Source organism: Halomonas sp. H33-56, from assembly GCF_040147035.1.
GTDB lineage: Bacteria > Pseudomonadota > Gammaproteobacteria > Pseudomonadales > Halomonadaceae > Halomonas > Halomonas litopenaei.
Window position 1 is genome coordinate 545,730 of sequence record NZ_JAMSHP010000001.1, and the last position, 20,717, is coordinate 566,446.

Below are 20,717 nucleotides of genomic sequence, written 5' to 3' on the forward strand. Positions count from 1 at the left end.
CAGGATAGCCAGAACCACCACACAATCAGGCCGATCAATCCCAGTCCCGTCAGGGTCACCACGATGCTCATGACAGCACCTCCTGCGATGGCGGGGTGTCGGGGTGTGACGCTCGCGCGTTCTGGGGGCGCAGGCGCTTGAGTCGCAGCCGGTTGGCGTTGGCCACTACGGTGATCGACGAGGCCGACATGGCGGCGCCAGCGATCATCGGTGACAGCAGGGTGCCGGTGAGCGGGTAGAAAAGGCCGGCCGCGATGGGGATGCACAATGCGTTGTAGCCCAGTGCGCCCCACAGATTCTGGCGGATATTGGCCAGGGTCGCCTGGCTGATCTCGATGGCGGCGGCGACGCCGTGAAGCGATGAGCGCATCAGCGTCACCCCGGCGCTTTCGATGGCCACGTCGGTGCCCTGGCCGATGGCGAAGCCGACGTCGGCCCGGGCCAGGGCGGGGGCGTCGTTGATGCCGTCGCCCACCATGCCGACGACTTCGCCCTCGGCCTGAAGACGCTCGATCTCGGCGTGCTTGTCCTCCGGCGACAGTTCGGCGTGGACCTCATCGATGCCGACCTCTTCCCCAATCGCGCGGGCGGTGGCGCTATTGTCACCGGTCAGCATCACCACCTTGAGGCCATCGGCCCGCAGTCGCGCCACCGCGTCGAGGCTGTCCTCGCGCAACGGATCCTCGATGGCGAAGCCCGCCGTCAGGACGCCGTCCAGCGACAGATAGACCAGGGTGCGGGCCTGGGCCTGCCAGTCGTCGAGCTCATGGTCAGCGAGTGTGACGCCTTCCTCCTGCATCATCGCCGCATTGCCGATGGCCAGGCGTCGTCCCTCGGCGTCCCGGGCACGCACGCCGCGTCCGGTCAGGCTTTCGAAGGCCTCGATGGTGCTGTTGGCGAAAGAAGAGGCACTAGCGGTGCTGCCGCCAGATTCGTCGCTGGGGTTGGTGTCGGCGGCGGCATGGTCATGGCCATGGTCGTGTGCATAGCGGCCCAGGGCCTCGGCCAGGGGGTGTTCGGAACGGGCCTCGATGGCCGCGACCAGACCCAGCAGCCGGGTGCGGTCGTCGCTGGCTTCGCCAGCGAACCAGCGGCAGTCGGTGACCCTGGGGCGACCTTCGGTCAGGGTGCCGGTCTTGTCCACCACCAGGGTGGTCAGTCGACTGGCGGTCTGCAGCGCTTCGCCGGAGCGTATCAGCACGCCGTGCTCGGCGGCCTTGCCCACCCCGATCATGGTCGACAACGGGGTGGCCAGGCCCAGTGCGCAGGGGCAGGCGATGATCAGTACCGTGGTGGCGGTGACCAGCATATGGATGACCCGCGGCTCGGGGCCGAAGTGGTACCAGGCTAGGGCGGTGAGCACGGCGATGATCATCACGCTGGGCACGAACACCGCCGAGACGCGATCGGCCAGGTTGCCGATGGGTGGCTTGGAGCCCTGGGCGTTGGCCACCTGTTCGGTGATACGCCCCAGTCGGGTATCGGCACCGACGCGGGTCGCGCGGAACACCAACGACCCCCGGCCGTTGACCGTGCCGGCGCTGACCTCGTCGCCCGGGCCTCGGGCCACCGGCGCGGGCTCACCCGAGAGCATCGATTCGTCGATATGGCTGTCGCCTTCGACCACCTCACCGTCCACGGGCAGGCGCTCGCCGGGCCGCACCCGGATCAGATCGCCCTGGCGAACCTCGTCGATGGGCAGGTCCAGCTCGCCCTCTTCACGCACCACTCGAGCGCTCTGGCTCTGCAGGTCGAGCAGGCGATGCAGGGCGTCCGAGGTCCTGCCCTGGGCACGCAGTTCCAGCGCCTTGCCCAGCAACACCAGGCCGATGATCATGCTCGAGGCCTCGAAGTAGAGCCCTCGGGCGGCCTGTGGCAACCAAGGGGCAGCCACCACCACCGCCATGGAGTAGAGCCAGGCGGTGCCGGTGCCCAGTGCGATCAGGGTATCCATGTTGGCCCGGTGGTGACGCAGCGCTTTCCAGGCGCCGACGAAGAAGGCGCGTCCCGGGAACGCCAGCACGGCCAGCGTCGCCAGGCCCACCAGCCCCCAGCCAAGGCGGGCAAGACCCGTCGGCTCAGGGTGATGGATCAGCATCATCACCATCAGCGGAACCGCCAGCGCCAGCGAGGCCAGGCTGCCCTTGAGCTTGCGCCGGTATTCGCGCTGGTTGCGTTCGGCACGCTGGCGTTCGGCCTGGCGCAGGTCGACGATGGGTTCGGCGCCGTAGCCCACGGATTCCACCGCTTGAACCAGCGCCTCGGCGTCAACGTCGCCGTGGATCCGCGCGGTATGGGAGGCGAAGTTGACCTCGGCGCGCTCGACCCCTGAGGTGGCGGCCAGCGCCTTCTGCACACTGGCCACGCAGCCGGCGCAGGTCATGCCCTGGATCGCCAGACGCTGGGAAGGCGCTGAGGGCTCTTCTTGCAGTGACGCTGAGGGCTCTTCCTGAAGCGACGGCGCCTCGGCGGGTGCTTGTGGCGTGGTCGTGCTGTCGCTGGCTATCTGCTCGTCGGTGCCGCTTGCCTCGGCGGGGTAGCCGGCTTGCGACAGCAGGGCGGCTAATTCGTCGGCGCCGAGGCATGAGGCAACCGACAGCGTGCCGCTCCCGGGGTCGCCTTCGACCTGGGCTTCGGCGTCGTGCTCCTGGATGGCCCGGCGCATGCGCCCGACGCAGCCCTGGCAGGACATTCCGGTTACCTGAAACTGGTGCTCCTCGAGGCGATTCATGACGACTCCCGCTGTCTGGCCGTGGCGGTTTCCGGTACGGACGCCGTCGGCACGCTTTCGATCAGGCGGCACAGGCTGTGTCCGTCCGGGACGCCGTCGGGCAGGTGTTGCCAGCTCTGCATGGCGTCTTCCATGCGCGCTGCCAGGGCCTCGAGCTCGGCGATGCGCCTGCGGATCTTCGGCAGCCGTTCGGCCAGCAGGTCGCGCACCATGGGGCAGGGTGAATCCCCCTGATCGGCGTGGGACAGGATGTCGCGAATCTCGGCCAGGCTGAATCCCAGGGTTCGGGCGCGCTGGATAAAGTCCAGACGCTCGCGATCGCGGTCGCCATAGAGGTGATAGCCGTTGTCAGGGTCTCGATCGGGCGCCAGCAGGCCCTCGCGGGTGTAGTGGCGCACCGTCTCGGCGGTCACGCCGGTGATTCTTGCCAGTTCACTGACCTTCATGTGCACTCCTGGGCGCCCATCGGCGCTGCGCATGGGAGAACGATGGGGATAGTGTAAAACCTGTGTGTTGCACAAAGGTCAAGGGCGCCTGAAGTATGCAGGAAGCGTTTTGTTTAGCTTGTCTAAGTCTTTGAAATGAATGAATTGGCAAATGTTCTTTGACCAAAGTATGAGTAATTTGGCCATTAAAACGAACGTTTGGCCTTGAACTCTTTGGCGCCTTCGCAAACACTGCGAGCAGGCCCGTCGACAGGGCCAAGCAATTCAGGTCAAACAGATTACAAAGAGTGCTCGAAAGGAACTGCGCCCGGACAAGTGTGCGGACGCAACTGCACAATAACCACTACGCCATAACAAGTACGCCGACACGCTTGCTGATAATAAGGACGCCGACATGATGCACAACAACTTCAAGCCTTTGACCCTGGCGGTTGCCGTGGCCACCGCTGCTCTTTCCGGCCAGGCGATGGCCGGCGCCTTTCAGCTCAACGAGCAGGGCGTAAGTGGCCAGGGCACCTCCAACGCGGGCCGTGCCTCCACCGTGACCGACGCCACCATCGTGTTCGGCAACCCGGCCGGCATGTCGTTTCTCGATCGTGCCCAGGTCACCGCCGGTACCGCCTTCCTGACCGTGGACACCGACATCAAGAATGCCGACGGCAGCGCCACGGGCTCCAACGAAGGCGATATGGTGCCGGACACCTTTATTCCCTTCGGCTTCTACGTCCAGCCGATCAACGACAACCTGCACTTTGGCCTCGGTGTCTACGCGCCCTTCGGTCTGATCACCGACTACGAAGGCCAGTTCCAGGGCCGTTTCTTCGGCGATCGCAGCAAGGTCGAGGTGGTCACCGTTCAGCCGACCATCTCGGTGAAGTTCAGCGAGCAGTTCTCGGCCGGCTTTGGCCTGACCTACAACCAGATCGATGGTGAGCTGACTGCCAATACTCAGGGAGGCCCGGTGGGCTTCTTTGACCAAACCGGTGCCTTCACTCCTACCGGAGTCGCAGGCGAAGGGGATGTGGACATCGAGGGTGACGATAACGCCTGGGGCTTTACCTTCGGCGCCATGTACAAGCCCTGGGAGCACACCACCTTCGGTTTCGCCTACCACTCTGAGGTGGAGTATGACCTCGAAGGCAAGGCGCGCTTTACCAATGTACGTGGACAGGGTGACCCGACGGTCGTTGCTGGTATCGGCCCCGTAGTCCCTGTAGGCACTGCGAGCCAGCAAGTCGACGCCGATCTGTCGATCACCCTGCCCGAGGTGTGGGACTTCTCGGTAACCCACGAGCTCAATGATCGCTGGACGGTGATGGCCGGCGCCGCCATGACCAACTGGAGCGAGTTCGATGAGCTGCGTGTCGAGAACGATGTTCGCGAGATCGTCGAGGCCCAGAACTATGAGGACAGCTGGCAGTACTCCATCGGTACCGCCTATCAGCTCAACCCCCAGTGGGTGCTGCGTACTGGCCTCGCCTACGACGAGACCCCGATCAAGGACGAGTACCGCAGCGTGCGTGTGCCGTCTGATGATCGCATCATCTTCTCGCTGGGTGCCGGCTGGACCCCGACCCCGGATCTGACCGTGGACGTGGCCTACTCCTATATCCACGAATCCGACGCCGAGCTGTCCCAGGAAGAGGAAAATCGCGGCACCTACGAGGCGGACTTCGAAAACACCGCCCAGGCCTTCGGTGCCCAGCTGACCTATCGCTTCTGACCTATCGCTTCTGACCGGCCACCACCTCGGTCCAGGCGACCGATATTGGCTTCCGCTAGAACATAGTCAGACCCTGCGCAGCGCCCCCTCCCAGGAGGGGGCGCTGTCGTTCGTGGAAGCCAGCCATGCCAAGAGAAGATATCAGCGTTGCAAGTGGAGGCCTTTCTGGAAGGGCAGGGGGTAACAACAGCGATGCTTCACCGTAAGGGTGATAGCACGCGAATCGGCGAAGTCCACTATTGTCGAACATCCCGTTGCATCGGTTTGCCGGTTTTCTGATCGCTAAACGCTGTCTGGACGTATCCCGGTTGGTTAACATTGCGAATCAATCGTATTTGGTCAATACAACAACCTGGTGCTCCGGATGTCCCTTCGCTTGATGATTCGCTGGTCTGTTCTGCCCCTGGGGGCGGCTTCCCTGTCTGTTCAGGCGCAACAGGATCTCGCCCTGGACAATATCGTCGTTACCGCTGCGGGCTATGAGCAGACGCAGACCGAGGCACCGGCTTCGATCAGCGTGGTGACCCGGGAATCGCTTGAAAAACGTGCCTACCGGGACATCACCGATGCGCTACAGGATGTGCCCGGCGTCGTGGTGACCGGCGGTGGCGATGGCGAAGACGTCAGCCTGCGTGGCATGCCGGCGCAGTACACCCTGTGGCTGGTAGACGGTCGCCGGCAGACTTCGCGGGAATCCCAGCCGAGCGGCGGGGGCGGCTTCCAGAAGGACTGGCTGCCACCGTTGAGCGCCATCGAGCGTATCGAGGTCATCCGCGGCCCCATGTCGACCCTGTACGGGTCCGATGCCATCGGTGGAGTCATCAACATCATCACCCGCAAGGTCGCGGAGGATTGGGTCACCCAACTGCGTACCGAGGCGACGATTCAGGAAGACAGTGACTCCGGCAACGAATTCAACAATCAGCTGTATGTGTCCGGTCCGCTGGCCGACGACGTCCTCGGGCTGCAGCTGACCGGTCAGTACCAGCATCGCCAGGAGGACAAGATCGAGCGCGGCTATGCCAAGCGCGAGTTTTCCAACCTGGCCGCGCGGCTGTCGCTGGAGGCTACGCCCGATCACTCACTTTCGCTTGATGTCAGTCGACGAGAGCAGGATCGCACCAGTCGTGCCGGATTCTCGCTGCCCGAGCGTTCGAGCGACGCCGAGACCGAAAATCGACACAAGACCGTTGCGCTGTCCCACCAGGGCAACTGGGGGTTGCTGACCTCGGATTCCTACGTGCAGCTGGAGGAAACCGACAACGTCGGTCGCGATATCGAAATTCGCAATACGGTGGCGGATTCACGCTGGGTACTGCCGCTGGGCGACCACTTCGTGACCTTCGGGGGCACCTGGGAGGACGAGAAACTCGAGGACACCGCCACCAACGCTCTGGCAGGCACCGACGAGATCACCGTCTACCAGTACGCGCTGTTTCTCGAAGACGAGTGGTATCTGACCGACAGCTTCTCGTTGACCGCCGGGCTGCGCATGGACGATCACGAGTTCTTCGGCGAGCACTACAGCCCGCGACTCTACGGTGTCTGGAGCCTGCTGCCCGACTGGACCCTGAAGGGCGGTATGTCCACCGGGTTCCGCGCGCCCAACCTGCGCGAGCTGTCCGGCGACTGGGTCCAGGAGAGCCGGGGCGGCGATATCTACGGCAACCCGGATCTGGACGCGGAAGAGTCCCGTAGCTACGAGATGGGGCTGGTGCATGATGGCGCCAACGGCCTTCAGGCCAGCCTGACGATGTTCTACAACGACTTCGATGACAAGATCTCCACCATCGCCTGTGGCGATCGCGACTGCGGTGATGCGGCCGCTGGCGACCCGGACGCCCGCACCAACGTCAATATCGATGACGCCATCACCAAGGGCATCGAGGCTGGTGTCCAGATGCCGATCGGCGAACGTTGGCAGGCCCAGGCCTCCTACACCTACACCGATTCCGAACAGAAGAGCGGTGACAACGAGGGTCAGCCGCTGACCCAGGTGCCTCGGCACCTGTTCAACACCACCGTCAACTGGCAGGCCACCGAGGCCCTCGCTCCCTGGCTGCGCTTTACCTTCCGCGGCGAAGAAAGCCAGCCGGTGAACCTCTCAAGCAACAGCAGCACCTCCATCCGGGCCCCATCCTACGCCACCTGGGACGCGGGGCTCAGCTGGCAGGCGACACGACAGATCCGTGTGCTTTCCGGCATCTACAATCTGACCGACAAGGACATCGAGTTCGATAACTTCGGTCATGTGGACGATGGACGGCGCTACTGGGTCGGGCTCGACCTGGAGTTCTAAAGCGCCAAGCCACCCACCTAAACGAACAGCAGCGAACAGGAAGGACAATGAAAGCGATGATCGCAGGGGCCGTGGTAAGCCTCACCCTGAGTCAGACCGCCCTGGCGGTGGATGAACCTCCCCAGCAGCTGGCCGAGCAGCTGGCTGAGCGGGGCCTGGCGGCCGGACAGGCCTTCCCCGGGCTGTCCAGCCTGTGTGACCTGTCGGCCAGGCTCAAGGTGGCGGGCCAGCGTCCGAAAGGCGAGGCGGCAGAGCGGGAGCGTCGTGAGTCCAGTCGCGATGACCGGCGCCAGCGCGGCCCGGCCGAGCCGATGCCGACCCAGGTATTCGACAATCTCTACTACGTCGGCACGCCCGGCGTCGCCAGCTGGGCGCTGACCACCAACGAGGGGATCATTCTGATCGATGCCCTCAACAACAACGAGGAAGCGCAGAAGTTTATCGAGCAGGGGCTGGTGGATCTGGGCCTGGATCCCGAGGACATCACCTATCTGGTGGTGACCCACGCCCACGGTGATCACTACGGTGGTCAGCAGTACCTGGTCGATAACTACGGTGCCCAGGTGGTCATGAGCGATGCGGACTGGACCGCCCTCGAACAGCCGGAGCTGGCCATCGACAATCCCCGCTGGGGCGAGCCTCCAGTGCGCGATATCACCATCGCCGACGGCGACACCCTGACTCTTGGCGATACCGCCCTCGAGGCCTACGTGACCCCCGGCCATACCCTCGGCACGCTGTCGCTGGTGATTCCGCTGAAGGATGGCGACAGTACCCATCGGGCGGTGCTGTGGGGCGGTACCGGTTTCAACTTCGGGCCGGACGAGGCCCGATTGCGGGAGTACTCGGCCTCCGCCTCACGAATGAAGACGATCTCTGAACAGCAGGGCGTGGACGTCTTCCTGTCCAACCATCCCACCCGCGACAACACCCTGGCGCGGATCGAGGCGTTGGAGCAGCGGCAAGCCGGCGATCCCCATCCCTTCGTCAGCGACCAGGCGCTGGGTGCCCTGGACCTCTTGATGAGCTGTTCGCTGGCCCAGGCCGAGCGTGTCTACGCAGGCGAACATCCGACAGAGTAGAGACGTTCATACGAGCCAAAGCAGCGGCCGCTGCCTTCGCACACCAGGCGCTGCTCAAGCAGCGCCTGTTACGTTACGTAGGTAGAGCCCGTAGATCGCTTGGCCTAGGCCACCTGATCGAGCATGGCGGCGGCCAGCAGCTTGCGGGTGTATTCGGTCTTCGGCGCGGCGAACAGCGCTTCGGCGCTGCCCTGTTCCACTACCTCTCCGTCCTTCATCACCAGCACGGTGTCGGCCAGTGCCCGCACCACCGCCAGGTCGTGGCTGATGAACAGGTAGGTCAGGCCGTGTTTCTGTTGCAGGTCACGCAGCAGGTCGATGACGGTGACCTGCACCGAGCGGTCCAACGCCGAGGTGGGTTCGTCGAGCAGCAGGAACTCCGGCTTGAGCACCAGCGCCCGGGCGATGGCGATCCGCTGGCGCTGGCCGCCGGAGAACTCGTGGGGGTAGCGATTGCGCATCGAAGGATCCAGCGACACCTCCTTGAGCGCCGCCATCACCTGGGCCTCGCGCTCGGCGCGGGACAGGTGCGGGGCGTGGACCTTGAGCCCCTCGCCGATGATGTCGCCAACGGTCAGCCGCGGCGACAGCGAGCCGTAGGGGTCCTGGAACACCACCTGCAGCTTCGAGCGGATCGGCCGCATGGCGGTCTTGTCCAGCACGTCGAGGCGGGTGTCGTGGAAGCGGATCTCGCCCTGGCTCTTGAGCAGCCTCAGCAGGGCGCGGCCCAGGGTCGACTTGCCGGAGCCCGATTCGCCGACGATGCCCACCGTCTGGCCGCGACGGATGCTGACGTCGATGCCTCGCACCGCCTCGAAGTACTCGCTGGGACCGAACAGGCGCTTCTTGAGGGCGAAGCGTACGCGCATGTCCTTGGCCTCGAGCACCATGGGCTCGCTGTCGGCCACCGGCGCCTTGCGCCCGCGTGGCTCGGCGTCGATCAGCATGCGGGTGTACTCGTGGCGCGGGTTGGCGAAGACCTCCTGGGTCTCACCCTGCTCGACCAGCTCGCCGTGGCGCATCACGCAGACCCGGTCGGCGAAGTGCTTGACGATGGTCAGGTCGTGGGTGATGAACAGGATCGCCATGCCGTAGCGGCGTTGCAGGTCCTTGAGCAGCTCGAGGATCTGGGCCTGGACGGTGACGTCCAGCGCGGTGGTGGGCTCGTCGGCGATCAGCATCTCCGGCTCGCCGGCCAGGGCCATCGCGATCATCACCCGCTGGCGCTGGCCGCCGGACAGCTCGTGGGGGTAGCTCGATACTCGCCTTGCCGGTTCGGGGATGCCGACCTGCTCGAGCAGGTCGATGGCCTTGGCGGTGGCGGCGCGCCCCTTGAGGCTCTGGTGGCGGTCGAGCACTTCCTTGATCTGGTCGCCGATGCGGTGCAGCGGATTGAGCGAGGTCATCGGCTCCTGGAAGATCATGGCGATATTGCCACCGCGAATCCGGCGCATGCGCTTGGCGGTGGCACCCAGCAGTTCCTCGCCCTTGAAGCGGATGACGCCCTCGGCCCGGGCGAGCTCCGGCAGCAGGCGCATGGCGGCGGTGGAGGTCACCGATTTGCCGGAGCCGGATTCGCCCACCAGCGCCAGGGTCTCGCCGGGATTGATGGCAAAGCTGACGTCCTTGACCGCCTGGACGGTGCCGTGGGGCAGCTCGAAGCTGACGCTGAGCCCCTCGATCTCGAGCAGCGCCTCGCGGGCGGGGCGACGGGGGTTCTTGGGTTGTGTGTCGGTCATGGTCGCGTCTCCGGCGTCGATCAGCGGGTCTTGGGGTCCAGGGCGTCTCTGAGGCCGTCGCCGAGGAAGTTCAGGCAGAACAGCGTCAGCGCCAGGAACACCGAGGGCACCAGCAGCATCCAGGGCGAGGTCTGCATCATGTCGGCACCTTCGGAGATCAGCACGCCCCAGCTGGTCAGCGGCTCCTGCACGCCGAGGCCGAGGAACGACAGGAAGCTCTCGAGCAGGATGACCTTGGGCACCGTCAGGGTGACGTAGACGATCACCGGGCCGATGGCGTTGGGGATCAGGTGGCGGGTGACGATCTTGCCGTCCTTGACGCCGAGGGCGTGGGCCGCCTCGACGAACTCCCGCTGCTTGAGCGCCAGGGTCTGGCCGCGCACGATACGCGCCATGTCGAGCCACTCCACCGCGCCGATGGCGGCGTAGATCAGGAAGATGTTGCGGCCGAACACCACCATCAGCAGGATCACCAGGAACATGAACGGCAGCGAGTACATGATGTCGACGAAGCGCATCATCAGGTTGTCGACGCGCCCGCCGACATAGCCGGACACGGCGCCGTAGAGCACTCCGATGATCAGGCTGACGAAGGTCGCCACCAGTGCCACCGACAGCGACACCTGGCCGCCGTAGAGGGTGCGGGTCAGCAGGTCGCGGCCGTTGGCGTCGGTGCCGAGCCAGTGGCCGCCTTCCAGGGTCGGGCCCACGTCGAAGGCGTTCCAGTCGACGTCGGCCAGCCCCCAGGGGGTCAGCCAGGGACCGATGAAGCAGGCCAGGGTCATCAGGCCGAGCAGCCACAGGCTGGCCATGGCCGCGCGGTTCTGGCTCAGCCGGCGCCAGGCGTCGCGGCCGAGGCTGTCGCCGACGGGGGCGGCGGTCGGGGCGAGGGAATCGGTACTCATGGCGTCGCCTCAGTCGTCATAGCGAATTTGGGGATCGAGGGCCGAGTAGATCAGGTCCACGATCAGGTTCATCAACACGATCAGGGCGCCGTAGAACACCACCGTGCCCATCACCAGGGTGTAGTCGCGGTTGAGCGCGCCCTGGACGAAGTAGCGGCCGATGCCGGGGATGCCGAAGATCTGCTCGATCACCACGGAGCCGGTGATGATGCCGGCGATGGCCGGGCCCAGGTAGGAGGTCACCGGCAGCAGGGCGGGGCGCAGGGCGTGGCGCCAGACCACCTCGGCCTCGGTCAGTCCCTTGGCTCGGGCGGTGCGAATATAGTGGCTGCCCATCACCTCGATCATGCTGGCGCGCATCATCCGCGCGATGTAGGCGATCTGCTGAATCGATAGCGCGATCACCGGCAGGATCAGGTTGGGCAGGGCGCCGTCGTTCCAGCCCCCCGCCGGCAGCCAGCCGAGCAGCACCCCGAACACCAGCGCCAGCACCGGCGCCACCACGAAGTTGGGCACCGCGATGCCGGCCAGCGCCGTGCCCATCACCGTGTAGTCCACGGCGGTATTGCGCTTGAGTGCGGCGATGATGCCCAGCGGCAGGCCGATCGCCAGCGCCAGCAGGATCGCCAGGCCGCCGATCTGCAGGCTTACCGGGAAGCCCTGCATGATCAGCTCGGTGACGGTGAAGTCCTTGTACTTGAACGAAGGCCCGAAGTCGCCCTGGACCAGGTTGCCCAGGTAGCGGAAGTACTGCTGCCACAGCGGTTCGTCCAGGTGATAGGCGGCCATCAGGTTGGCCTCGATCTCCGGCGGCAGGGCGCGCTCGCCGTCGAAGGGCCCGCCGGGGGCGATGCGCATCAGAAAGAAGGCGATGGTGATGACGATCAGCATCGTCGGTATGGCCTGGGCCAGGCGTTTCAAGGTGTAGCTCAGCATGGCGCCGTTCCTCGGTTGACATGAAGGGCGGGCCGTCCCTGGCCGCGCCCACGATTGGGTTGGGGCGAGTGGTCGTCAGGGCGCGTCGCCGTCCACGGACACGTAGCGCAGCGGATGCACGTCGAGCGTCGTGGGCTGCCAGCCCTTGACGTCCGGAGAGACCAGATTGACGACCACGTAGTCGTAGATCGGCAGCATCACGTCGGCTTCCAGCAGGCGCTGCTCGGCCTCGGTCATCAGCGCGGCGCGTCGGTCCACGTCGAGCTCATGGGTGCTGGCCTCGACCAGGGCGTCGTACTCGGGGTCCGCGTAGCCGGTGCTGGCCGCCGCCGAGCCTCCCGCCGCGTAGGCGTTGAGGAAGTCGTAGGGGTCGTTGACCGTGGCCACGAAGCCGTAGCGGGCGATCTCGAAGTCGCCCTGGCGCAGGCCGGCGAAGTGCACCGCCGCCTCGCGATTGACCAGATCTATTTCCACCCCCAGCGGGCGCCACATGGCGGCGATGGCCACGGCGATCTTCTTGTGGTCTTCCAGGGTGTTGTAGGACAGCTCAAGTTCAAGCGGTCGATCCGGCCCGTAGCCGGCCTGATCCAGCAGCTCACGGGCCCTGGCCCGGCGGCTGTCCATGCCCTGGTCATGGAAGTCGAGGCTTGCCGAGGTGGGCGAGGCGATGGTGCGCGGCACGAACCAGTAGGACGGCGTCTGGCCCATGCCCAGCAGGCGCTCGGTGATCACCTCGCGGTCGAGCGCCAGATTCAGCGCCTCACGCACCCGCTCATCGCTGAGCGGCGTGCCTTCGCGCAGGTTGAGCATATAGAAGTAGCTGCCGATCAGCGGCCCGACGCGCAGCGACTCGCTCAGGTTTTCCTGGGCCCACTCGAAGCGCGCGGAAGGCACCGCGCCGTAGGCGATGTCGAGCTCGCCTGAGCGAAAACGGTTCATCAGCGCCGAGGTATCCTCGATGGCGTGGAAGTCGACACCCTCCAGCGCCACCTCGTCAGCGGCGTAGTAGCGAGGGTTGCGCTCCACCTCGACCTTGTCCTGGGGCTTCCAGTCGGCGAGCACGAAGGGGCCGCTGGCCACCAGGGTGCCTGGCCGGGTCCAGTCCTCGACGCCGCTGGTGAGCAGGTGGCGGGGCAGAGGTGCGGCCTCGGTCATCGCCATGGCCTGAAGAAAATAGGCGGTGGGCTCGGACAGCCGGATTTCCAGGGTGTGGGAATCCAGCGCGGTGACGCCGAGGCTCTCGGGTTCGGCCTCCCCGGTGTTGATCGCCCGGGCGTTGATGATGGGGTAGTAGAGGTTGGCGTTGTGGTTGGCGGTGGCCGGCGTCACCAGACGTTGCAGGGCGAAGACGGCGTCATCGGCGGTGATCGGCTCGCCGTCGGACCACTGCGCCTCGCGCAGCCGGAAGGTGATCACCCGGCCGTCGTCGGACAGCTCCCAGGATTCGGCCAGGCCCGGCACCAGGGCGCCGTCGGGGCCATAGTTGACCAGACGATCGAACAGTTGGCGGGTGATCCGGCTCTCCCAGTTGCCGCTGACCTTCTGCGGATCCAGGGTGCTGGGCTCGGCGCCGTTGCCGACCTGCAGGGTGGCGGCCTGGGCGTCGGCAGCGGGCAGACAGAGTCCGAGGCTTGTCGTTGCCATCAGGCCGGCAAGTGCCAGCGGACGAAAGGCGTCCATGGAGACCATAGCGAAGTCCTTGTGGGGTAGGCAGAGCGTCGGTAGGGGACTCGCCTCCTGGTGGAGGCGAGTTCTCGCAGCGAGTCGTTGAAGTGAGTCCTTGAAGCGAGTCCTTGAAGATAGCCCAACGCTGCTATTTACCAACCCAGCGCTGCTACTCGTCGAAGGAGATCCAGCGAGACGGGTGATCGTCCTCGATGTTGTCTTCCCAGCCGCTGATCTTCGGGTTCACCAGGTTGCGTGAGACGTAGTAGAGCATCGGGATCAGGGCGTCGTCGTCCATGGCCAGGGCCTCGGCGCTTTCCATGACGGCCTTGCGTTCATCCAGGTCCAGGGTGGCGGCGGCCTGGTCGTAGAGGGCGTCGAACTCCTCGTTGGCGTAGGCTCCGTAGTTGTTGCCGACGCCGGAACGCAGCAGCGCCAGAAAGTTCTCGGCGTCGTTGTAGTCGGCGATCCAGCCGGCCCGGGCCACATCGAAGTCTCCCTCGGCGATGGTCTGGTAGTGCACCGTGGCCTCGGCATTGACTAGCTCCACCTCGACACCCAGCGGGCGCCACATGGACGACACCGCCACCGCGATCTTCTTGTGCTCGTCGGTGGTGTTGTAGCGCAGGCGCAGTTCGAGCGGTGACTCCTGGCTGTAGCCGGCCTCTTCCAGCAATTGCTTGGCGCGGGCCATGCGGGCGTTCATGTCATCGGTGATGTCATTGCCGTCGGCGTCTTCGAAGCTGGTGTTCTGCACCTCGTAGTGATCGATGCCGTCAGGCACGAAGGACAGCGATTTCTGGAAGGTGCCGCCCATGATCTGCTGAGCGATGACGTCGCGGCGCACCGCCATGTTGAGCGCCTCGCGCACCCTGGGGTCGGCGGTGGGATGACCGTCGCGGTGGTTGAACACGTAGTAGTAGCTGCCGAGGTAGGTGGCCATGTGGGTGGCCTCGGGGATCTCTTCCTTCAACAGCGGGTACATGCTCGAGGAGTACTCGGTCATGATGTCCAGCTCGCCCGCGCGAAAGCGCGAGACTCCGGCATTGCGATCCTCGATGGTGTGGTAGCGCACGCCGTCCAGCGCCACCTGGTCGGCCTCGTAGTACTCGGGATTCTTGACCACGGTGATGCGCGACTGGGAGATCCACTCGGTGGGGGTGAAGGCACCGTTGGTGACGATGTTGTCGAGATCCACGTAGTCCCGGCCGTACTCCTCGAAGGTGTGCTGTGGCTGGGGGTAGCCGGTGTAGTGGGTCAGCAGCTGCAGGAAGTAGGGCGTCGGTTGAGTCAGCTGGACCACGAAGGTGCGGCCATCGTCGCGGCTTTCCACGCCAAGCTCCTCCAGGGGCAGCTCGCCGGTGTTGACCTCCCTGGCGTTGACCACCGGATAGAGCATGTAGGCGTACTTGGAAGCGTTGGCCGGGTCCAGCAGGTGGCGCCAGCCGAACACGAAGTCCTCGGCGGTGACAGGCTCGCCGTCGGACCAGCGGGCATCCTCGCGCAGGCTGAAGGTGTAGGTCTTGCCGTCCGCGGAGACCTCCCAGTCGGTGGCCATGCCGGGCAGGATCTCGCCGTCCGGGGCGTTCTTGACCAGGCCCTCGTAGACGTCCATCAGGATCTGGGACTCCCACACGCCGCCGGAGATCTGGGAGGTGTCGAAGGAGGCGAGTTCGCCGGTGACGCCAAGATCGAGGGTCTCGGCCATGGCCGGTGCGCTGATGGCGGCCGCCAGCGAGGACAGGGTCAGGCCGGAGGCCAGCGCCAGGCGGCGGGCCCAGCGAGCACGGTTCGCGATCATGTCAGTTCCTTGTTCGTGTTGGCATTGTTGTCGCGGGCCGGGCCGTTGGCAGCGCGGTTCGCTGCGACCACGGCCATCGTGGGAAGGCCGCACAAGGCGTGCGACACCGGCTAAGCCCGCTTAGTCGTCAATGACCATCGCGCCGTGGCTCCGGTGCTGTCCAGACGAAAATTTTCATGACGTCTTGCGTTTCGTCGATAGCCCCGTGGGAGCCCTTGTGGCAAGGGGGCTCGATGGCAGGAGCAGGATGACGGGGTTAGACGTTTTGGCTACAATGCATCCCCTTTATCGCGGCCTGGCCGACGATCATCGCAACTGGCCCATCGCCACCGGCGCATCGCGAGCGCACGCCGGCACCCGGCGAGGGACGACAAAAGGCGAACTTCATGTTGGAAACCAACCCGATTCACAACCTCATCAAGGACCTGTCTGAGCGGACAGACGTCCTGAGGGGGTATCTTTGACTATGCCGAAAAGAAAGATCGGCTAGAGGAAGTCACCCGCGAGCTCGAGGACCCGGCGGTCTGGAACGACCCGGACTACGCCCAGAAGCTCGGCAAGGAACGTGCCTCGCTGGAACTGGTGGTCGCCACCATCGACGAGCTGGACCAGGGCCTCGGCGACAGCCGGGACCTGCTGGAGCTGGCCGAGATGGAAGACGATGAGGCCACCGTGGCCGAGGTCGAGAAGGAACTGGCCTCGATGCAGGCCAACCTCGAGAAGCTCGAGTTCCGGCGCATGTTCTCCGGCGAGATGGACGAGAACAGCGCCTATCTCGACATCCAGGCGGGCTCCGGCGGCACCGAGGCCCAGGACTGGGCCAACATGCTGCTGCGCATGTATCTGCGCTGGGCCGAGTCCCACGGTTTCAAGGCCGAGATCATCGAGCTGTCGGCCGGTGAAGTGGCCGGGATCAAGTCGGCCACGGTGCACGTCCAGGGCGAGTACGCCTTCGGCTGGCTGCGCACCGAGACCGGGGTGCATCGTCTGGTGCGCAAGAGTCCGTTCGACTCCGGCGGCCGCCGCCACACCTCCTTTGCCTCGGTGTTCCTGTCGCCGGAGATCGACGACAGCTTCGAGGTCGAGATCAATCCGGCGGATCTGCGCGTCGACACCTACCGCTCCAGCGGCGCCGGTGGTCAGCACGTCAACACCACCGACTCGGCGGTGCGGATCACCCACGAGCCGTCCGGCGTGGTGGTGTCGTGCCAGAGCCAGCGCAGCCAGCACGCCAACCGCGACTTCGCCATGAAGCAGTTGAAGGCGAAGCTGTGGGAGCTGGAAATGCAGAAGCGCAACGCCGCCAAGCAGGAGGCCGAGGACTCCAAGGCCGACATCGGCTGGGGCAGCCAGATCCGTTCCTATGTGCTGGACGACCAGCGCATCAAGGACCTGCGCACCGGCGTGCAGTCGAGCAACTGCGACAAGGTGCTCGACGGCGATCTTGACCAGTACATCGTCGCGAGCCTCAAGCAGGGGCTTTAAGCGACCGTCGCCAAGCCCACCGCGTCGCGACCTCGCCCCGGGAGCCAAGTGGCCTCGGGGCGTTTCGCCACCACCATTCATGGGTCCCGTGCCGGGGCCGTTCGGGGAACCGCCGTGGCGGCTTCCCTGCCGTGACAGAGACGAGTAGCCATGGCCAACCAGGATACGCCTTCCACCAATGACGCCGTTGCCGAAGAGAACCGCCTGATCGCGGAGCGCCGCGCCAAGCTGGCGGCTCGTCGCGAGCGCGCCGAGGCCGAGGGCGGCAGCGCCTTCCCCAACGACTTTCGCCGTGACAGCCTGGCCGCCGAGCTCGAGGCGGAACTTGGCGAGCATGACAAGGAAGCGCTGGAGTCGCTGGGCCGCGAGGCCGCGGTCGCCGGGCGCATCATGCGCAAGCGCGGTCCCTTTATCGTGATCCAGGACGTCAGCGGCCAGATCCAGCTCTACGTCGACAAGAAGGGGCTGGATCCTGCCCTGCTCGAGGACATCAAGGGCTGGGACATCGGCGACATCGTGGCCGGCCAGGGCCCGGTGCACAAGTCCGGCAAGGGCGACCTGTACGTGATGATGCGCGAGGCCAAGCTCCTGACCAAGAGCCTGCGCCCGCTGCCCGACAAGTTTCACGGCCTCACCGACATGGAAGCGCGTTACCGCCAGCGCTATGTCGACCTGATCATGAACCCGGACTCGCGCCGGGTGTTCGAGACCCGTGCCGGCATCATCAGCGCCATGCGCCGCTTCTTCGAGGATCGCGGCTTCATGGAGGTGGAAACGCCGATGCTGCAGCCGATCCCCGGCGGCGCCACGGCGCGTCCCTTCATCACCCACCACAATGCGCTGGACATCGACATGTACCTGCGTATCGCGCCAGAGCTTTACCTGAAGCGCCTGGTGGTGGGGGGCTTCGAGCGGGTCTTCGAGATCAACCGCAACTTCCGCAACGAAGGGCTGTCCACCCGCCACAACCCCGAGTTCACCATGGTCGAGTTCTACTGGGCCTACGTGGACTACCAGGCGCTGATGGATCTGACCGAGGCGATGCTGCGCGAGATCGCCCAGAAGGTGCTCGGCACCACCACCCTGAACTACCAGGGAGCGACCTACGATCTGGGCCAGCCGTTCGTGCGGATGACCCTGCGCGAGGCGATCCTGGCTCACGGCGAAGGCATCGAGGCTGCGGACATCGACGAGCTCGACGCCGCCCGTGCCCTGGCCGAGCGCCTCGGCATCAAGGTCAAGGATGGTTGGGGACTCGGCAAGCTGCAGACCGAGATCTTCGAGGAGGTGGCCGAGGCGCGCCTGGACCAGCCGACCTTCATCACCGAGTATCCGGCCGAGGTCAGCCCGCTGGCGCGGCGCAACGACGCCAATCCCTTCGTTACTGACCGCTTCGAGTTCTTCGTCGGTGGCCGTGAGATCGCCAACGGCTTCTCCGAGCTCAATGACGCCGAGGACCAGGCCGAGCGCTTCCGCGCCCAGGCGGCCGAGAAGGACGCCGGTGACCTGGAGGCGATGTACTACGACGCCGACTACGTGCGCGCGCTCGAGGTAGGCCTGCCGCCCACCGCCGGCGAGGGCATCGGCATCGACCGCCTGGTGATGCTGTTCACCGACAGCCCCTCGATCCGCGACGTGCTGCTGTTCCCGGCGATGCGCCCGGAAGCCGGCGAGGCCTGAGCCGTTGGGCCTGGCCACCGGGGACAATGTCCCCAGTGGTCGGACCGATGGATTGTCGGCGGGGCCGGGCCGATGGATGGTCGGCGGGGTCGGGCCGATGGATTGTCGGCGGGGCCGGGCTTTTGCTGGCAAGCGAGGCCCTTAGCACCCATAATGGCTGCGATTCGACGTCGAGGAGACCGCGATGAAACTGCTCAACCGCTCCGCCCTGAGCGTCAGACCCACCCAGCACTTTGTTGACTGGATCAATGCCCTGGAACCGACCATGGGCGATGACGACCTCACGCTCGCCGACGTCGACCGGGAAAGCACGGTCTACCTGATCCCGGAGATGGACACCCCCGAGGCGCTGGAAGCCTTCGTTCGCGAGCGCTATCTCGAGGTGCTCGAGAACGAACTGCGCGCCTGGGAAGAGGACGAACGGCAGTGGCCCGAGGCCCTGAACTGGGAGCTGTTCCAGCGCTTCTTGCAGGTCGAGCACAGCTATCTGGCGATCGACCTGGATGGCGAGGCTGCGCTTGAGATCTCCGAGGTGGACGACGAACTGCTGGCCGACCTCGAGCAGGACTGAAACAGCGCGGCCTGCCGCCGCTGATCAGTGTCTGCCGGATGTACCCCGCAGGTGTCGACGAGACCGGCCACGGCCGGTCTCGTTGCGTGCCGGCATGACTTCCTGTGCCTGACCACCCCGATGCAAGACAACACCCGCCTAGACAACACCAGGAATTGCCCCGATGAGTCGACTGTTCTCCACCCGTGACGGCGACGATGGCCTGCCCGGGCCGGAGCGACGGCTGGCGGTCATCGCCCTGGTGCTGGGGACCCTGATGGCGGTGGTGGACACCACCATGATCAATATCGCGCTGCCCTCCATGGCGCGGGATCTGGGCGTGTCCGATGCCCGCGCGGTGTGGATCACCAACCTGTTCCAGGTGGTCTGCGCGGCCATGCTGCTGGTGTTCGCCGCCGCCAGCGAGTTGCTCAGTCGGCGCAAGGTCTACGTGGCAGGGCTCACCCTGTTCGTAGTGGCGGCGCTGGGCAGCGCGCTGTCGCCCAACTTCGAGACCCTGCTGGTGTTTCGTGCCCTGCAGGGCGTCGGCGCCGCCGCCACCCTGTCGATCGGGCCGAGCCTGTATCGCTCGATCTTTCCCTCGCGCCTGCTCGGCAGCGCCCTGGGCCTGTCGTCGCTGGTGGTGGCGGGGGGCTACGCCGCCGGCCCGTCGATCGGTGGTCTGGTGCTGTCGGTGGCCAACTGGCCGTGGCTGTTCGCCCTGAACGTGCCGCTGGGCGCCGCCGCCGCGGTCATGGCCTGGCGAGCCCTGCCCAGGGAGGAACGCCGCGAGGGCAACTTCGACGCCTTCGGCGCCCTGGCCTCCATGGCCATGCTGGCGGGACTGTTCATGTGCATGGACGCCGTCGGTCATCGCGCGCCGCTGGCCGAGATCCTGGCCTGGCTGGCGGTGACGGTGGTGTCGGCGGTGGCCTTTATCCGTCGCCAGGGGCGGGCTCCCCATCCGCTGCTGCCGCTGGGGCTGTTTCGTGAACCGCGTTTCAGCCTGGCAGTGTCCGCCCAGGGCACCGCCTTCATCGGACAGGGGCTGACCTTCGTTGCGCTGTCGTTTCTCTACCAGCAGCAGATGGGCTACTCGGCGCTGCATACCGCCTGGTTGTTTACCCCCTGGCCGCTGACCATCATGGTGGTCGGGCCGCTGTCCGGTCGTCTGGCCGATCGTTTCAACCCGAGCGTAGTGGCGAGCGTCGGCCTGGTCATGCTGTTGCTGGGGCTGGTCAGCCTGGCAGCGCTGCCGCAGGACGCCAGCGCGATCGACAGCCTGTGGCGTACCGCCCTGTGTGGCGCAGGCTTCGGCCTGTTCCAGCCGCCCAACAACCGTGAACTGATGACCAGCGTACCCAAGGCCCGCAGCGCCAACGCCTCGGGGGTGATGAGTACCACCCGCACGGTGGGGCAGTCGCTGGGGGTGGCCCTGGTCGGGCTGTGCCTGGCCGCCGGCGCCGGCGTTCAGCAGGCGTTGTGGGTTGGCGCTGCCACCACCTTGCTGGCGCTGGTGATCAGCCTGGTGCGTATCCCCCGGGCCCATCGTGCGTATCGTGCGGCGCGGGAGCAGAAGAAGGCCGCGCGCGCCGGCTACTCCGAACGAGTGGGCGAGGACTCCCCGAACCGGGTCGCGGATCGGGCTTAGTCAGCGGCTGGGCGAGGGCGTACA

Annotated in this window: 14 protein-coding genes; 7 read left to right on the top strand and 7 right to left on the bottom strand. The window is 65.7% G+C overall.

From position 1 onward, the window contains the following. Positions 1-67 precede the first annotated feature (67 nt). Positions 68-2,731 (bottom strand): heavy metal translocating P-type ATPase, encoded by a 2,664-nt coding sequence (locus NFH98_RS02505; RefSeq protein ID WP_349622171.1) that lies wholly within the window; start codon positions 2,729-2,731, stop codon positions 68-70. Beyond that, on the bottom strand, positions 2,728-3,177 hold the full coding sequence (locus tag NFH98_RS02510) for a MerR family transcriptional regulator (RefSeq protein WP_108448495.1): 450 nt from the start codon (positions 3,175-3,177) through the stop codon (positions 2,728-2,730). Before NFH98_RS02510 ends, NFH98_RS02505 begins: the two co-directional genes overlap by 4 nt. A 394-nt stretch (positions 3,178-3,571) precedes the next feature. On the opposite strand from NFH98_RS02510, the gene NFH98_RS02515 reads away from it, so the two are divergent. The 3 genes from NFH98_RS02515 (at position 3,572) to NFH98_RS02525 (ending at position 8,281) form a co-directional block, all read left to right on the top strand. Then, positions 3,572-4,900: an OmpP1/FadL family transporter gene (locus NFH98_RS02515; protein ID WP_308812410.1), complete on the top strand. Its 1,329-nt coding sequence runs from the start codon at positions 3,572-3,574 to the stop codon at positions 4,898-4,900. A gap of 364 nt (positions 4,901-5,264) precedes the next feature. After that, the gene (locus NFH98_RS02520; RefSeq protein ID WP_348827546.1) at positions 5,265-7,199 is read left to right on the top strand and encodes a TonB-dependent receptor domain-containing protein; all 1,935 of its coding nucleotides are present in this window, start codon (positions 5,265-5,267) and stop codon (positions 7,197-7,199) included. Positions 7,200-7,246: 47 nt separating this feature from the next. Next, on the top strand, positions 7,247-8,281 hold the full coding sequence (locus NFH98_RS02525; protein WP_348827547.1) for an MBL fold metallo-hydrolase: 1,035 nt from the start codon (positions 7,247-7,249) through the stop codon (positions 8,279-8,281). 104 nt (positions 8,282-8,385) lie between these two features. Here NFH98_RS02525 and NFH98_RS02530 read toward each other — a convergent pair whose 3' ends face one another. The 5 genes from NFH98_RS02530 to NFH98_RS02550 all read right to left on the bottom strand — a co-directional run bounded on the left by NFH98_RS02530 (position 8,386) and on the right by NFH98_RS02550 (position 15,327). Then, positions 8,386-10,020 (bottom strand): ABC transporter ATP-binding protein, encoded by a 1,635-nt coding sequence (locus NFH98_RS02530; protein ID WP_348827548.1) that lies wholly within the window; start codon positions 10,018-10,020, stop codon positions 8,386-8,388. A gap of 20 nt (positions 10,021-10,040) precedes the next feature. Next, positions 10,041-10,925: an ABC transporter permease gene (locus NFH98_RS02535; protein WP_045991316.1), complete on the bottom strand. Its 885-nt coding sequence runs from the start codon at positions 10,923-10,925 to the stop codon at positions 10,041-10,043. Between the two features lie 9 nt (positions 10,926-10,934). Further along, on the bottom strand, positions 10,935-11,861 hold the full coding sequence (gene oppB / locus NFH98_RS02540) for an oligopeptide ABC transporter permease OppB (protein ID WP_045991315.1): 927 nt from the start codon (positions 11,859-11,861) through the stop codon (positions 10,935-10,937). Between the two features lie 75 nt (positions 11,862-11,936). Continuing rightward, a complete protein-coding gene (locus tag NFH98_RS02545; protein WP_249743017.1) occupies positions 11,937-13,550 on the bottom strand; it encodes a peptide ABC transporter substrate-binding protein in 1,614 nt (537 codons plus the stop codon). Positions 13,551-13,695: 145 nt separating this feature from the next. Then, positions 13,696-15,327 (bottom strand): peptide ABC transporter substrate-binding protein, encoded by a 1,632-nt coding sequence (locus tag NFH98_RS02550; protein ID WP_349622172.1) that lies wholly within the window; start codon positions 15,325-15,327, stop codon positions 13,696-13,698. A gap of 386 nt (positions 15,328-15,713) precedes the next feature. Between NFH98_RS02550 and prfB the strand changes: the two genes are divergently transcribed. The 4 genes from prfB to NFH98_RS02570 all read left to right on the top strand — a co-directional run bounded on the left by prfB (position 15,714) and on the right by NFH98_RS02570 (position 20,693). Then, positions 15,714-16,812, top strand: a protein-coding gene (gene prfB / locus NFH98_RS02555) for a peptide chain release factor 2 (RefSeq protein ID WP_197037043.1) whose coding sequence is annotated in 2 segments (ribosomal slippage) — positions 15,714-15,788 and positions 15,790-16,812 — 1,098 coding nt in all. Because the reading frame shifts where the segments join, the coding sequence is not laid out codon by codon here. A gap of 150 nt (positions 16,813-16,962) precedes the next feature. Beyond that, complete coding sequence (gene lysS, locus NFH98_RS02560) at positions 16,963-18,492, top strand: lysine--tRNA ligase (RefSeq protein ID WP_213230511.1); 1,530 nt, start codon at positions 16,963-16,965, stop codon at positions 18,490-18,492. Positions 18,493-18,676: 184 nt separating this feature from the next. Beyond that, the gene (locus NFH98_RS02565) at positions 18,677-19,063 is read left to right on the top strand and encodes a hypothetical protein (RefSeq protein WP_045991311.1); all 387 of its coding nucleotides are present in this window, start codon (positions 18,677-18,679) and stop codon (positions 19,061-19,063) included. Positions 19,064-19,226: 163 nt separating this feature from the next. Beyond that, on the top strand, positions 19,227-20,693 hold the full coding sequence (locus NFH98_RS02570; protein WP_108131212.1) for an MFS transporter: 1,467 nt from the start codon (positions 19,227-19,229) through the stop codon (positions 20,691-20,693). Positions 20,694-20,717 lie beyond the last annotated feature (24 nt).

What these genes read in the sequence shown, in the direction of transcription:
- NFH98_RS02505 (WP_349622171.1), bottom strand. Translation starts at nt 2,731, where the DNA reads ATGAATCGCCTCGAGGAGCACCAGTTTCAGGTAACCGGAATGTCCTGC.
- NFH98_RS02510 (WP_108448495.1), bottom strand. Translation starts at nt 3,177, where the DNA reads ATGAAGGTCAGTGAACTGGCAAGAATCACCGGCGTGACCGCCGAGACG.
- NFH98_RS02515 (WP_308812410.1), top strand. Translation starts at nt 3,572, where the DNA reads ATGATGCACAACAACTTCAAGCCTTTGACCCTGGCGGTTGCCGTGGCC.
- NFH98_RS02520 (WP_348827546.1), top strand. Translation starts at nt 5,265, where the DNA reads ATGTCCCTTCGCTTGATGATTCGCTGGTCTGTTCTGCCCCTGGGGGCG.
- NFH98_RS02525 (WP_348827547.1), top strand. Translation starts at nt 7,247, where the DNA reads ATGAAAGCGATGATCGCAGGGGCCGTGGTAAGCCTCACCCTGAGTCAG.
- NFH98_RS02530 (WP_348827548.1), bottom strand. Translation starts at nt 10,020, where the DNA reads ATGACCGACACACAACCCAAGAACCCCCGTCGCCCCGCCCGCGAGGCG.
- NFH98_RS02535 (WP_045991316.1), bottom strand. Translation starts at nt 10,925, where the DNA reads ATGAGTACCGATTCCCTCGCCCCGACCGCCGCCCCCGTCGGCGACAGC.
- oppB (WP_045991315.1), bottom strand. Translation starts at nt 11,861, where the DNA reads ATGCTGAGCTACACCTTGAAACGCCTGGCCCAGGCCATACCGACGATG.
- NFH98_RS02545 (WP_249743017.1), bottom strand. Translation starts at nt 13,550, where the DNA reads ATGGTCTCCATGGACGCCTTTCGTCCGCTGGCACTTGCCGGCCTGATG.
- NFH98_RS02550 (WP_349622172.1), bottom strand. Translation starts at nt 15,327, where the DNA reads ATGATCGCGAACCGTGCTCGCTGGGCCCGCCGCCTGGCGCTGGCCTCC.
- lysS (WP_213230511.1), top strand. Translation starts at nt 16,963, where the DNA reads ATGGCCAACCAGGATACGCCTTCCACCAATGACGCCGTTGCCGAAGAG.
- NFH98_RS02565 (WP_045991311.1), top strand. Translation starts at nt 18,677, where the DNA reads ATGAAACTGCTCAACCGCTCCGCCCTGAGCGTCAGACCCACCCAGCAC.
- NFH98_RS02570 (WP_108131212.1), top strand. Translation starts at nt 19,227, where the DNA reads ATGAGTCGACTGTTCTCCACCCGTGACGGCGACGATGGCCTGCCCGGG.